Source organism: Acidovorax sp. BLS4, assembly GCF_032929295.1.
In the GTDB taxonomy this organism is placed as follows: Bacteria; Pseudomonadota; Gammaproteobacteria; order Burkholderiales; family Burkholderiaceae_C; genus Paracidovorax.
This window is the reverse complement of record NZ_CP136797.1, coordinates 920040-932528: the sequence shown is the minus strand read 5'-3', so window position 1 is coordinate 932528 and position 12489 is coordinate 920040. Positions and strand designations below refer to the sequence as shown.

Here is a 12489-nt window from a genome sequence, read left to right as displayed (position 1 = left end):
TGAGAAAGCGCCGGCCCTTGCACAAGGGCTGGCCGGTTTCGAAAGCGCCTGCCCACCGCAATGTGGGCAGGCGCTTTTTCTTCATGGCCGCCGGATCGGACCGCCTCTATCGGGGAACGAACAGCAGCTGCCCCTCGGGCGTCGGCCGATAGCTGAAACGTCCGTTGAGCACCACCTTGCCGCCGATACGAGCCACCCAGGTGTAATCTCCCACGCGGGTGCCCGCGTTGCCGAAATCGCTGGGATAGTGCACGGTCCCGGCGCGCTCGCCGCCCCCTTGGGGCTCGGCGGTCGCGGTGGTCGTCTTCCCGTCCGGCATGGTCACGGTGAACTCCACACGCGGCTGGCGGGTCGCCATCTTGTCGCTCACGCTCAGCCCGATGGCCGGGCGCGCGGTGTACAGAACGCTCTGGGCGAAAGCCGGGGCCGCTGTGGCCAAGACCGCCATGCATGCAGCGCTGCGAAAAGAAAATGCCATCTGTGCTCCTTTGTCTTTCTGAGTGAGCGGTTCAATCGCCGCACCGCACCGCCCGAAGTGGCGCAACGGAGGCCGGCTCCCAGGGCGCGCGGCCGATCTGCGTGCCGCCACCCCAACCGTACTCGAAGGGTTCGCCCTGCGGCGACGTGCCGAACGCACTGATGCGCCCTTTGCCCACGTCCAAACCCCAGGCCTGTTCCAGGCGCGTGATCTCCAGCGGCGTCCCGGGCGGCAGCGTGCGGACCCGCTGCAGGCCGTGAAAGCGGTCGTTCGCCGTATCGCGCGGATGCGGTGAGAGCACGAGCGTCGGCGCATCGCGCACCTGGTAGAGGCCGGATTCCTGCAGCAGCACCACACGGGCCGGCGCACGCAGCGGCAGGCATCCGCTGGAAGCCAGATCATGACGGCCTTCACAGCCGGCCAGTGCCGCGAGAAGCGGCAGCCACGCCAGTCCAGCCCGGCGGCCGCAAGCCGACAGGCGCCAGGGCCCAACCCACCTTGCCACACGATTTGCCATGGGCGAAATGTGTCGCAACAGGCACCGCCCAGGGGTAAGACAACAGCGCAGCTGCGCTTTCTGTGGGCCGCGGCCCCCGTCGTTTTGGTCATGCGTGGGCCATGGGGCGGCACCCCACGGCTCGCCTACGTCCCGGTCACCTAGTGGCTGATCATCCAGGGCCGCTTGGACGGAAACGCCTTCGCTCCGCTCGCCGCCGTCACCGTGGCGCTGCGCTTACCAGAGCCGCAGCAGCCGCACCCCGCCGGATGGCGCATCCGCCCGTAACTGCCTTCGTCACCCTTGCGGGAGGAGCGCGGCGCATGCTGCGCCCGCTCGTTGGTGTCAAACGCACGGCGCTGCTCCGGGCTCACGCAGGCCAGCCGGGGAGCGCTGGCGAAGACGCGGGGGGAGGCAGCGCTGCACCGGGGGCAGGCAGCGGGCTCGTTGCGCAGCGCCAGGCTGCGCAGGGCATCGAAGCAGCCACACGTGGCGCACTGGTAGTCGTAGGTGGGCATGGCGCGGTGTCCTGTGGTGGCGGGGAATCAGACGAGGTCGGGCGACAGCGGCATGTCGATGCTGCCGTCCAGCATCTTCACCGGCCCGCTGGCGTTCGGGTTGATGTCGAACTCGAAGATCTGCGTCGGCAGCCACAGCGTGGCGCAGGCGTTGGGCACATCGACCACGCCGCTGATGTGGCCCTGCACCGGGGCTGTTCCCAGGATCGAATACGCCTGGGCACCGCTGTATCCGAACTTCTTCAGGTATTCAATCGCGTTCAGGCAGGCCTGGCGGTAGGCCACGTTCACGTCCAGGTAGTACTGCTTGCCCGCCTCGTCGACCGAGATGCCTTCGAAGATCAAATAATCGTTGTAGGTCGGCACGATGGGGCTGGGTTTGAAGATCGGGTTCTTGATGCCGTACTTCGCCATGCCGCCCTTGATGAGGGTGACCTTCATGTGCACCCAGCCGGCCATTTCGATCGCGCCGCAGAACGTGATTTCGCCGTCGCCCTGGCTGAAATGCAGGTCGCCCACCGAGAGGCCCGCGCCGTCGACATAGACCGGGAAGAACACTTTCGATCCGCGCGACAAGTCCTTGATGTCGCAGTTGCCCCCGTGCTCGCGCGGCGGCACGGTGCGCGCGCCTTCGGCCGCGGCCTTGGCCTTGGCCTCGCCGGTCAGGCGGCCCATGTGGGCGGTGCCGGCCGAGGGGGGGTTGGCCAGGCCGGCGGTGGGATCGGTGTCGATGAGCTTTTGCTCACGCTCGTTCCAGAGGTCGAGCATTTTCTTGTCGGGCAGGCAGCCGATCAGGCCGGGGTGGATCAGGCCGGCGAAGTTGACGCCCGGGATGTGGCGCGAGCTGGTGAACATGCCCTTGAAGTCCCAGATCGATTTCTGTGCCTCGGGGAAATGCTCGGTCAGAAAGCCACCGCCGTTCTTCTTGGAGAAAAAGCCGTTGAAACCCCACAGGCTGTCCTGCTTGGCGCCGATGTCGAGCAGGTCCACCACCAGCAGGTCGCCCGGCTCCGCGCCCTTCACGCCCACCGGGCCCGAGAGGTAGTGCACCGTGGTCAGGTCGATGTCGCGCACGTCGTCGGCGCTGTCGTTGTTCTTGATGAAGCCGCCGGTCCAGTCGAAGGTTTCCAGAATGAAATCGTCGCCCGGATTCACCCAGCAGGCCATCGGAATGTCGGGGTGCCAGCGGTTGTGGATGTTCTCGTTCTGGGTCGGCGATTGGCTCAGATCGACGTGGATGAGGGTTTCAGCCATGGCGTGCTCCTGGAAGTGAAGGGAAGAGAAGGCGAGAGGGAAGGAACGAAAAATCCGTCGCGGACAGTGGCCGTTCACACGGACAGGTAGGCCTTGATGCGCTGCTGGTCGGTGTCAGCGCGGGCGGTTTCATGCACCAGGCGGCCGCCTTCGATCACGAACAGGCGGTCGGCCACGTCCATGGCGAACGAGAGCACCTGCTCGCTCACCACGATGGTGATCTGGCGCAGCTTGCGGATCTCGTTGAGGGCGCGGGCGATGTCCTTGATGATCGAAGGCTGGATGCCCTCGGTGGGCTCGTCCAGCAGCAGCACCTTGGGATCGGTCACCAGCGCACGGGCGATGGCCAGCTGCTGCTGCTGCCCGCCCGAAAGATTGCCGCCCTTGCGACGGCGCATGTCCCACAGCACGGGGAACAGCGCATAGATCTCTTCGGGGATCTGGCGGGTCTTCGAGTTCTCCAGGCCGGTCTGGATGTTCTCCTCCACCGTCAGCGTGGGGAAGATCATGCGGCCCTGCGGCACGTAGGCGATGCCTTTGGCCACGCGCCGAAAGCTCTCGTCCCGCGTCACCTCCTGGCCGGCCACGGTGATGCAGCCGCTCTTGACCGGCATCACGCCCATCAGGCTCTTGAACAGCGTGGTCTTGCCCATGCCGTTGCGGCCCATGATGGCCACGGTTTCGTTGGCGCGGCCCTCGAACGAGATGCCGTGCAGCGCTTCGCTCTGCCCATAGGCGACGTGCAGGTCGGTGACTTTCAGCATGGGGGGCTCCAGAAAACTCAAGGCGTGGGCAAAGGGCAGCGGCGCGTCTCAGTGGCCGAGGTACACGTCGATCACCTTGGGGTCGTTCTGGACCTTGTCCATCGACCCTTCGGCCAGGATCTTTCCCTGGTGCATCACGGTGACCTTGTGCGCGATGCGCTTGACGAACTCCATGTCGTGCTCGATCACGATCACCGCGCGGTTCCTGCAGATGCGCTGCAGCAGCTCGGCCGTGAGCTCGCGCTCGCGCGCGCTCATGCCGGCGATGGGCTCGTCCAGCATCAGCAGCTCGGGCTCCTGCATCAGCAGCATGCCGATCTCCAGCCATTGCTTCTGGCCGTGCGAGAGCAGGCCGGCCTCGGTGGCGAGCAGCCCGCCCAGGCCGATGTCGTCGGCCACGTCCTGCACCCGCTCCTTCACCGCGCTGGTGCAGCGAAAGGCCAGCGCGCCGAACACGGTGCGCCCGGTGGGATAGGACACTTCCAGGTTCTGGAAGACCGACAGGTTCTCGTAGATGGACGGCGTCTGGAACTTGCGGCCGATGCCCAGCCGCACGCGCTTGTGCTCGGCCATGCGCGTCAGCTCCTCGTTCTTGAACTTGATGCTGCCGCTGGTGGCGCGCGTCTTGCCGCAGATCAGGTCCAGCAGCGTGGTCTTGCCCGCGCCGTTGGGGCCGATGATCACGCGCAGCTCGTTCCTGTCCACGTACAGCGTGAGGGTGTCGATGGCCTTGAAGCCGTCGAACGAGACTGTCAGGTCTTCCACGGCCAGGGCGAAGTCGGTGTTGCTCATGGGAGGTGCTCCGGTTGCGTGCGCTCAGGCGCTCTGGCGGCGGGTGCCTTCGGGCAGGCCGGGCTCGCGTGCCGCCGGCTCGGTGTCCACCGCGGCGCTGCGTACCGCGGCGGCCTGCGGCGCGGGCACCGCCGCCTGGCGCAGGGCCTCGCGGCGGCCCTTCCACCAGGGCACGATGCGGCTTTCCCACAGGCCGGCCAGCCCCAGCGGGAAGGCCATGGTCACGCCGATGAACAGCCCCGCCATGAGGAACAGCCACAAGTCGGGAAAGCTCTCCGAGAAGTACGTCTTGCCCGCGTTCACCAGCAGCGTGCCGTACACCGCGCCCACCAGGCTCATGCGCCCCCCCACGGCGGCGTAGATCACCATCTCGATGGAAGGCACGATGCCCACGAAGCTGGGCGACATGAAACCCACCTGCAGCGTGAACAGCGCACCGCCGATGCCTGAGAGCGCCGCCGCCAGGCAGAAGGTGAAGACCTTGAAATTGGCCACGTCGTAGCCCGAGAAGCGCACGCGGTCTTCCTTGTCGCGCATGGCCAGCAGCAGCGTGCCCAGCTTGCTGGTCTGGATGAAGCGGCACAGCACGATGGACAGCACCAAAAGTGCCACGCACACGTAGTACAGGATGTACTTGGCGCTGTCGGTGCGCGTGTCCCATCCCCAAAGGGTCTTCAGGTCGGTCATGCCATTCACGCCGCCCGTGTAGCCCTGCTGGCCGATGATGAGCACCGTGCAGATCAGCGCCACCGCCTGCGTGATGATGGCGAAGTAGACCCCGCCCACGCGGCGCTTGAACATGGCGAAGCTCACGATCCAGGCCAGCAGCGTGGGCACCACGATCACGGCCGCCAGCGCGAACGGCAGGCTCTTGAAAGGCACCCAGAAGGCGGGCAGCTCGGTGATCTGGTTCCAGTCCATGAAGTCGGGGATGCCGGGCGTGGACTGGATCCTGGTGCTCACGGGGTCGGAGGCTTCGAGCTTGAGGAACATCGCCATGGCATAGCCGCCCAGACCGAAGAACACGCCCTGCCCCAGGCTGAGCACGCCGCCATAGCCCCACACCATCACCAGGCCGATGGCCACGAAGGCATACGTGAGGTACTTGCCCACGAGGTTCAGCCGGAAGATGTCCAGGGCGAGCGGCAGCACCACGGCCAGCAGCACCGTGAGCAGCACCAGGCTGGCCAACTGGTAGCGCAGGATCCAGGCTTTGAGGGCATTCATGGGACGACTCCGGTGGGTGCAGGGTGGGGACAAAGCAGTGGGCGCGCGCTCAGCGGCGCACCTTCGAGGCGAACAGGCCCTGCGGCCGCACCATCAGGATCAGCACGATCAGCGACAGCGTGATCACCTTGGCCATGGAGCCGGCCAGGAAGAACTCGGTGATCGACTGCGTCTGCGCGATGCCGAAGGCCGACACCACCGTGCCCAGCAGGCTCGCCGCGCCGCCGAAGGTGACGACGAGGAACGCATCGACGATATAGAGCGAGCCCGAGGTGGGCCCCGTGGAGCCGATGGTGGTGAACGCAGCGCCCGCCACCCCCGCGATACCGCAGCCGATGGCGAACGTGAGTCGGTCGGTCTTCTTCGTATCGATGCCGATGGCGTTGGCCATCACCCGGTTGCTGACCGTGGCGCGCACCCGCAGGCCCCAGCGGCTCCTGTGCAGCGCAAGCAGCACGCCCGCCGTCACCACCAGCGTGAGCGCCAGCACGAACAGGCCGTTGATGGGAATGTCCAGCCCCTCGGCGGGCGCCCACGATCCGAGCAGCCAGTCAGGCAGGGTCGGGCTCACTTCCTTGGGGCCGATGAAGGTGCGAAAGCACTGCTGCAGCCCCAGGCTGATGCCCCAGGTGGCCAGCAGGGTGTCGAGTGGGCGCTTGTACAGGTGGCGGATCAGGCCCCACTCCACCAGCCAGCCCGCGATGAACGCGAAGCCGAAGGCCGCGGCGATGGCCAGCGGGAAATAGAACGGCATCCACTGCGGCGCGTGCGTGGACGCGAGCGTGGAGCCCAGGTAGATGGTGTAGGCGCCGATGGTCATGAACTCGCCGTGCGCCATGTTGATGACGCCCATCTGGCCGAAGATGATCGCCAGCCCCAGGCCCATGAGCAGCAGCACGGCGAACAGGCTCAGGCCGGCGAAGCCCTGCATCAGGCCGATGTTCATCATTTCGGAAAAGGTCATGGTGCAGCTCCTGCGTGCAAGCCCATCAAAGAAAAAAACCCGATGCGGCAGTGCCGCCCTCACAACGGTCCGCACCAGGCGCGGGACTGACGACCGGCGCGGCCTCATGCCGGGGACACCGAGGAAGGGCCGCCCCGCACCGAAGGTGTCGTCCCCCTCCCGTGCAGCGAGAGAGGGGGAAGGCGCGCAGCGCCTCAGGGGGTGGTCACTGATACCCCTTGGGGAAGGGATCGGGCTTGATAAGTTCGGGCGATTCGGCCACCACCTTGAACGTGGCGTCCGGCAGTCCCTGCGCGATGCGGGACTTGCTCCACAGGTGGTGGTTGGCGTCCACCTTCACGTAGCCCTCGGGCGCCGTCTTGAGTTCGATGCCCGGCGATGCGGCCACCACCTTGTCCACGTCGAAGCTCTTGGCCTTCTCGACGGCGGCCTTCCACAGCCAGGGACCCAGGTAGCCCGCCTGCGTGACGTCGCCGATCACCGCATTGGGGCCGTACTTGGCCTTGAAGGCAGCCACGAACTTCTTGTTGTTCTCGTTGTCCAGCGACTGGAAGTACTTCATCGACGAATAGAAGCCCGCGAAGTTCTCGCCGCCCACGCCGGTCATCTCGTCCTCGGTGACCGACAGCGTCACCAGCAGCTGCTTGTCGCCCGTGATGCCCGCCGCCTTGAGCGCCTTGTAGAACGCCACGTTGGAGCCGCCCACCACGGCGACGAACAGGCAGTCGGGCTTTTGCACCTTGATCTTGTTCATGAGCGAGCCGAAGTTGGTGCTGCCCAGCGGGTAGTACTCCTCGCCCACGACCTTGCCCTTCTGGAAGTTCTCCACGTGCTTGCGCGCGATCTTCATCGAGGTGCGCGGCCAGATGTAGTCCGAGCCGATCAGGAAGAAGGTCTTGGCCTTCTTCTCGGTCTTGGCCCATTCCAGGCTGTACAGGATCTGCTGCGTGGCCTCCTGGCCGGTGTAGATCACGTTCTTGGACTGCTCCAGGCCCTCGTAGAACGTGGGGTAGTACAGCAGGCCGTTCTCCTTCTCGAACACGGGCAGCACGGCCTTGCGCGATGCGCTGGTCCAGCAGCCGAACACGGCGGCGCAGTGGTCGTTGATGAGCAGCTTCTTGGACTTTTCGGCGAACGTCGGCCAGTCGGAGGCGCCGTCTTCCTTGATGACCTTGATCTTGCGGCCCAGCACGCCGCCCATGGCGTTGATCTGGTCGATGGCGAGCTGCTCGGCCTGGATCGACCCCGTCTCCGAGATGGCCATGGTGCCGGTCGCCGAATGCAGCTGGCCCACGGTGACCTCGGTGTCCGTCACCGCCAGCTTGGTGGTGTTGACCTGCGCCGTGGGCTGCGCGAAGGACCACGCGGGCAGGCCCGCCACCGAGGCGGCCCCCATGGCCTGCAGCAGCCGGCGGCGGCCCGCATCCGCGGCCAGGAGGGGGGAGACATTCGGATCGAGGGGGTGCTTCATGGGAGCGCTCCTTGCAACAGGCAATACGGGGTGGTTGGACGGCGTCGGTGGTTCCGCGCTGGGGCCAAGATTAGGGACAACCCTGCTGCGCGCCCATACGTCAATTGACGTAGCCGCCCACCCGGCCCCGGCGCACGGCGCGGACAAGAACGTTTCTTGCATGCAGGCCCGGCATGGCCCCGATCGCACCGCCCACCCCCCAGACCGCGCCGCAGACCATTTTTCGGTTCCGCCGCGAATACAACGCCTGGGTGGCCGACGAGACGATGGAGGACTACGCGCTGCGCTACACGCCCAAGGGCTTTCGGCGCTGGAGCGAATGGCGCGTGGCCAACACGGCGTTCGGCTCGCTGTCGTTCCTGGCGCTCGAAGCCATCGGCGGCGCCATCGCGCTCAACTACGGCTTCGCCAATGCGATGTGGGCCATCCTCGCGGTGGGCGTGCTGATCTTTCTCACCGGCCTGCCGATCGCCTACTGCGCGGCGCGCTACGGGCTGGACATGGACCTGCTCACGCGCGGCGCGGGCTTCGGCTACCTGGGCTCCACCATCACCTCGCTGATCTACGCGGTGTTCACCTTCATCTTCTTCGCGCTGGAGGCCGCCATCATGGCGCTGGCACTGCAGATGGTGGTGGACTGGCCGCTGCAGTGGTGCTATGTGCTGTCGTCCCTCGTGATCCTGCCGCTGGCCATGCGCGGCATCACGCTCATCTCCCGGCTGCAGGCGTGGACGCAGCCGCTGTGGCTCTTCCTGCTGCTGCTGCCCTTCGTGTGGATCGCGCTCGCGCAGCCGCAGCTGTACCGCGACTTCGCGGGGCTGTCGGGCCTCAAGAGCGGCAGCAGCCAGTTCGATCCGCTCATGTTCGGTGCCGCGGCGGCGGTGATCTTCTCCCTGGTGGTGCAGATCGGCGAGCAGGTGGACATCCTGCGCTTTCTGCCCGAGCGCACCGCCGCCAACCGCTGGCGCTGGTGGGGCGCGGTGCTGGTGGCCGGCCCGGGCTGGATCGTGATGGGCATGCTCAAGATGGCGGGCGGCGCGTTCCTCGCCTTCGCCGCGCTGCAGTTCGAGGTGGGAACGCACCGCGCGGCCGAGCCCACGCAGATGTTCCTGGCCGGCTTTCAGCAGGTCATGCAGGCGCTGGGGCTGCCGGGCCTGGCCGTGGCGGTCACGGTGGTGTTCGTGGTGGTCTCGCAGGTGAAGATCAACGTGACCAATGCCTACGCGGGCTCGCTCGCCTGGTCCAATTTCTTCGCCCGCATCACGCGCAGCCACCCGGGACGCGTGGTGTGGCTGGTGTTCAACGTGGGCATCGCCACGCTGCTGATGACGCTGGGCGTGTTCGGCGCGCTGGAGAAGGTGCTGGCCGTGTACAGCAACGTGGCCATCGCCTGGGTGGGCGCGCTGGTGGCCGATCTCGTCATCAACAAACCGCTGGGCCTGTCGCCCCGGGGCATCGAGTTCCGGCGGGCGCACCTGTACGACTTCAACCCGGTGGGCCTGGGGGCCATGGTGCTGGCCGCCGCCGTGGCCTGCTGCGCCTACGCCGGCCTGCTGGGCGACCATGCGGCCGCGTTCTCTCCCTTCATCGCGCTGGCGCTGTCGATGGCGCTGTCGCCGCTGCTGGCCTGGGCCACCGGCGGGCGCTACTACCTGGCCCGCATGCCGGACACGCTGTGGAAGCCCGGCGAGTCCGTGCGCTGCGCCGTGTGCGAAAACCCGTTCGAGTCCGAGGACATGGCCCGCTGCCCGGCCTACGGCGCGCCCATCTGCTCGCTGTGCTGCTCGCTCGAATCGCGCTGCCACGACCGCTGCAAGACCGGCTCGCGCGCGGCCGACCAGTTGCGCGCGGTGGCCGCGCTGCTGCTGCCGCGCACCTGGGCAGCCCGGGTGAACTTCCGCCTCGGCCAGTACCTGATGGTGCTGGTGTCTCTGTGCGCGGTGATGGCGTTCCTGGTGGGCGTGGTCTATGTGCAGGAGGGGCTGGAGACACCGGCCCAGTTCCTGCGCACCCCGTTCCTGAAGGTGTTCGCCCTGCTGTCCCTGCTGGCGGCCGTGTGCGCCTGGTGGGTGGTGCTCAGCACCGACAGCCGGCGCATGGCGCAGGACGAGTCCGAGCGGCAGACGCAGTTGCTGCTGCAGGAGATCGAAGCCCACAAGCGCACCGATGCCGAGCTGCAGGCCGCCAAGGACCGGGCCGAATCCGCCAGCATGGCCAAGACGCGCTACGTGGCCGGCATGACGCACGAGCTGCGCTCGCCGCTCAACAGCATCCTCGGCTACACGCAGATCCTGCTCAAGAACCCCGAGACCGACGGCTGGATGCGCGAGACGCTTTCCACCATGCAGCACAGCGGCCAGCACATGCACGCGCTGATCGACGGCTCGCTCGAGCTGGCCCGCATCGAGGCGGGCCGGCTGAGGCTGGACCTGGCGCCGCTGCCGCTGGCCGAGCTGATCCGCAACGTCGAAGGCATGCTGCGCCCGCAGGCCGAGGCCCGGGGCCTGGCCTTCGTGGTGGAGACCATGGGCACCATGCCCGACTGGATCCGGGCCGATGGGAAGCGGCTGCGCCAGATCCTCATCAACCTGCTGTCCAACGCCGTGCGCTTCACCCAGCAGGGCGAGGTGCGCCTGCGCCTGGACTTTCGCCCGCACGTCTCGCGCATCGAGGTGATCGACACCGGCATCGGCATCGAGCCGCAGGACCTGGAGCGCATCTTCCTGCCGTTCGAGCGCGGCAGCGCCGGGCGCCGCGCGAGCGAGGCGGGCACGGGCCTGGGGCTGACCATCACGCACCTGCTCACCGAACTCATGGGGGGCCAGCTCACCGTGGCCAGCCGGCACGGGCAGGGCAGCACCTTCACCGTGCGGCTGTACCTGCCCGGCATCTCCCCCGACCCGGCCTGGCGCCCCACGCACGCCGTGGCCCTGCGGCCCGTCATCGGCCACATCGCGCCGCGCCGCACGCTGCTGGTGGTGGACGACCAGCCGCTGCAGCGCCAGCTGCTGGCCGGGTTGCTGGTGCCGCTGGGATTCACCGTGCGCGAGGCCGCCAGCGGCCGCGAGTGCCTGGAGATCGTGCGGCAGGCGCCCCCCGACCTCGTGCTGCTGGACATCACCATGGACGACCTCGACGGCTGGCAGACGGCCGCCCTGCTGCGGGCGCTGCGCCCGGCGGCGGCGCTGCCGATCGTCTTCGTCTCGGCCAACCAGTTCGACAACGAGCCCGCTCGGCTGGCCGCCGCCCAGTGCCAGGGTTTCGTGGGCAAGCCCATCATCGAATCGGAACTGCTGCAGGCCCTGCAGGCCGCCCTGCAGCTGGAATGGGTGCACGACAACACGCCGGCCAAGGCCCCTGCCTCGCAGGGCTCGCCACCCGCCAGCCCCGCGCCGCCGCCCCACACCCTGCCCGCCGACCTGCGCGAAGACCTGAACCGCCTGGCGCGGCAGGGCCAGGCCGCCGCCGTGCGCGAGCGGCTGCGCGGCGCACGCGACGGTCTGCCCGGCCATGCCGCCGCGCTGGCGCAGCTGCAGGCCTGCGCGGACCGCTTCGACTTCGACGCCCTGGCCCACCTACTGCGAGAACCCGAACATGACGAACTCCCCTGACAGCGCGCAGGCCGCCGCCCCGCGCCGCGTCATCCTGGTGGTGGACGATGCACTGGACACCCTGCGCATGCTGTGCGATGCGCTGGCAGGCGAAGGCTATGCCGTGCTGGCCGCGCGCGATGCCGAAGAGGCCATCGAGCGCTTCGAGGTGACCGTGCCCGACGGCGTGCTGCTCGATGCGGTGATGCCCGGCACCGACGGCTTCGCGCTGTGCCGCCGCATCAAGGCCACGCCGCCGTGGGCGCACGTGCCCATCGTCTTCATGACCGGGCTGTCGGAGACCGAGCAGATCCTGCGCGGCTTTGCCAGCGGCGGCGTGGACTATGTGGTCAAGCCCCTGCGCATTCCCGAGGTGATGGCCCGCCTGGCCACCCACGTGGCCAACGCGCAGGCCGCCCGGCTGGCGCGCGAGGCCGTGGACGTGGCGGGCCTGGGCGTGGTCGTGCTCGATGGCCAAGACCGCATCGCCTGGCGCTCGCCGCAGGCCACGCGCTGGCTGGAGGCCGCCTTCGGCGGGCAAGGCGACGCCACTGCGGGCGACCCCGCGCGCTGGCTGGCGCAGGCCCAGCGGCAGGGCGAAGCCAGCACACCCCTGCCCGGCGGCCTCCAGTTGCAGGCCCGCCACCTGGGCGCGAGCGGCCTGGCCGAGTCGATGCTGCTGCTCAGCCAGGGCCCGGCCGCAGGCGCCGCCGCGCCGCGGTTGCCGCCCGTGGCGCTGACCCCGCGAGAGACCGAGGTGCTGTCGTGGCTCGCCAAGGGCAAGACCAACCGCGACATCGCCGACATCCTCGGCATGAGTCCGCGCACGGTGAACAAGCACCTGGAGCACATCTTTGAAAAGCTCGGCGTGGAAACGCGCACCGCCGCGGCGGCGCTGGCGGGGCAGCTGCTGCAGGACTAGGTTCGGGCCACGG

Annotated in this window: 11 protein-coding genes; 2 read left to right on the top strand and 9 right to left on the bottom strand. The window is 68.0% G+C overall.

Translation table 11 applies throughout. The features are described from left to right. Window positions 1-106: 106 nt before the first annotated feature. The 9 genes from R1Z03_RS04405 to urtA all read right to left on the bottom strand — a co-directional run bounded on the left by R1Z03_RS04405 (window position 107) and on the right by urtA (window position 7964). Window positions 107-478, bottom strand: a complete 372-nt coding sequence (locus R1Z03_RS04405) for a hypothetical protein (RefSeq protein WP_317357206.1) — start codon at window positions 476-478, stop codon at window positions 107-109. Between the two features lie 31 nt (window positions 479-509). Beyond that, on the bottom strand, window positions 510-995 hold the full coding sequence (locus tag R1Z03_RS04400; RefSeq protein WP_317357204.1) for a hypothetical protein: 486 nt from the start codon (window positions 993-995) through the stop codon (window positions 510-512). A 140-nt stretch (window positions 996-1135) separates the two neighbouring features. Then, on the bottom strand, window positions 1136-1492 hold the full coding sequence (locus R1Z03_RS04395; RefSeq protein WP_317357202.1) for a zinc ribbon domain-containing protein: 357 nt from the start codon (window positions 1490-1492) through the stop codon (window positions 1136-1138). Between the two features lie 27 nt (window positions 1493-1519). Then, window positions 1520-2746 (bottom strand): formamidase, encoded by a 1227-nt coding sequence (gene fmdA / locus R1Z03_RS04390; protein WP_272566030.1) that lies wholly within the window; start codon window positions 2744-2746, stop codon window positions 1520-1522. A gap of 74 nt (window positions 2747-2820) precedes the next feature. After that, complete coding sequence (urtE, locus tag R1Z03_RS04385) at window positions 2821-3510, bottom strand: urea ABC transporter ATP-binding subunit UrtE (protein ID WP_284405725.1); 690 nt, start codon at window positions 3508-3510, stop codon at window positions 2821-2823. 48 nt (window positions 3511-3558) lie between these two features. Then, window positions 3559-4302 carry an urea ABC transporter ATP-binding protein UrtD gene (gene urtD, locus R1Z03_RS04380; RefSeq protein ID WP_284410467.1) on the bottom strand — a complete coding sequence of 248 codons (744 nt, stop codon included), beginning with the start codon at window positions 4300-4302 and terminating at the stop codon, window positions 3559-3561. Between the two features lie 24 nt (window positions 4303-4326). Beyond that, window positions 4327-5529 (bottom strand): urea ABC transporter permease subunit UrtC, encoded by a 1203-nt coding sequence (gene urtC / locus R1Z03_RS04375; RefSeq protein ID WP_317357198.1) that lies wholly within the window; start codon window positions 5527-5529, stop codon window positions 4327-4329. 49 nt (window positions 5530-5578) lie between these two features. Further along, window positions 5579-6493, bottom strand: coding sequence for an urea ABC transporter permease subunit UrtB (urtB, locus tag R1Z03_RS04370; RefSeq protein ID WP_284394685.1), 915 nt, complete (start codon window positions 6491-6493; stop codon window positions 5579-5581). A gap of 205 nt (window positions 6494-6698) precedes the next feature. Further along, the gene (gene urtA / locus R1Z03_RS04365) at window positions 6699-7964 is read right to left on the bottom strand and encodes an urea ABC transporter substrate-binding protein (protein WP_272549824.1); all 1266 of its coding nucleotides are present in this window, start codon (window positions 7962-7964) and stop codon (window positions 6699-6701) included. Window positions 7965-8137: 173 nt separating this feature from the next. Between urtA and R1Z03_RS04360 the strand changes: the two genes are divergently transcribed. Next, on the top strand, window positions 8138-11575 hold the full coding sequence (locus R1Z03_RS04360) for an ATP-binding protein (protein WP_317357195.1): 3438 nt from the start codon (window positions 8138-8140) through the stop codon (window positions 11573-11575). Further along, the gene (locus tag R1Z03_RS04355; RefSeq protein WP_317357193.1) at window positions 11559-12476 is read left to right on the top strand and encodes a response regulator; all 918 of its coding nucleotides are present in this window, start codon (window positions 11559-11561) and stop codon (window positions 12474-12476) included. Before R1Z03_RS04360 ends, R1Z03_RS04355 begins: the two co-directional genes overlap by 17 nt. Window positions 12477-12489 lie beyond the last annotated feature (13 nt).

Coding starts and splice junctions, on each gene's coding strand:
- R1Z03_RS04405 (WP_317357206.1), bottom strand. CDS start 478: ATGGCATTTTCTTTTCGCAGCGCTGCATGCATGGCGGTCTTGGCCACA.
- R1Z03_RS04400 (WP_317357204.1), bottom strand. CDS start 995: ATGGCAAATCGTGTGGCAAGGTGGGTTGGGCCCTGGCGCCTGTCGGCT.
- R1Z03_RS04395 (WP_317357202.1), bottom strand. CDS start 1,492: ATGCCCACCTACGACTACCAGTGCGCCACGTGTGGCTGCTTCGATGCC.
- fmdA (WP_272566030.1), bottom strand. CDS start 2,746: ATGGCTGAAACCCTCATCCACGTCGATCTGAGCCAATCGCCGACCCAG.
- urtE (WP_284405725.1), bottom strand. CDS start 3,510: ATGCTGAAAGTCACCGACCTGCACGTCGCCTATGGGCAGAGCGAAGCG.
- urtD (WP_284410467.1), bottom strand. CDS start 4,302: ATGAGCAACACCGACTTCGCCCTGGCCGTGGAAGACCTGACAGTCTCG.
- urtC (WP_317357198.1), bottom strand. CDS start 5,529: ATGAATGCCCTCAAAGCCTGGATCCTGCGCTACCAGTTGGCCAGCCTG.
- urtB (WP_284394685.1), bottom strand. CDS start 6,493: ATGACCTTTTCCGAAATGATGAACATCGGCCTGATGCAGGGCTTCGCC.
- urtA (WP_272549824.1), bottom strand. CDS start 7,964: ATGAAGCACCCCCTCGATCCGAATGTCTCCCCCCTCCTGGCCGCGGAT.
- R1Z03_RS04360 (WP_317357195.1), top strand. CDS start 8,138: ATGGCCCCGATCGCACCGCCCACCCCCCAGACCGCGCCGCAGACCATT.
- R1Z03_RS04355 (WP_317357193.1), top strand. CDS start 11,559: ATGACGAACTCCCCTGACAGCGCGCAGGCCGCCGCCCCGCGCCGCGTC.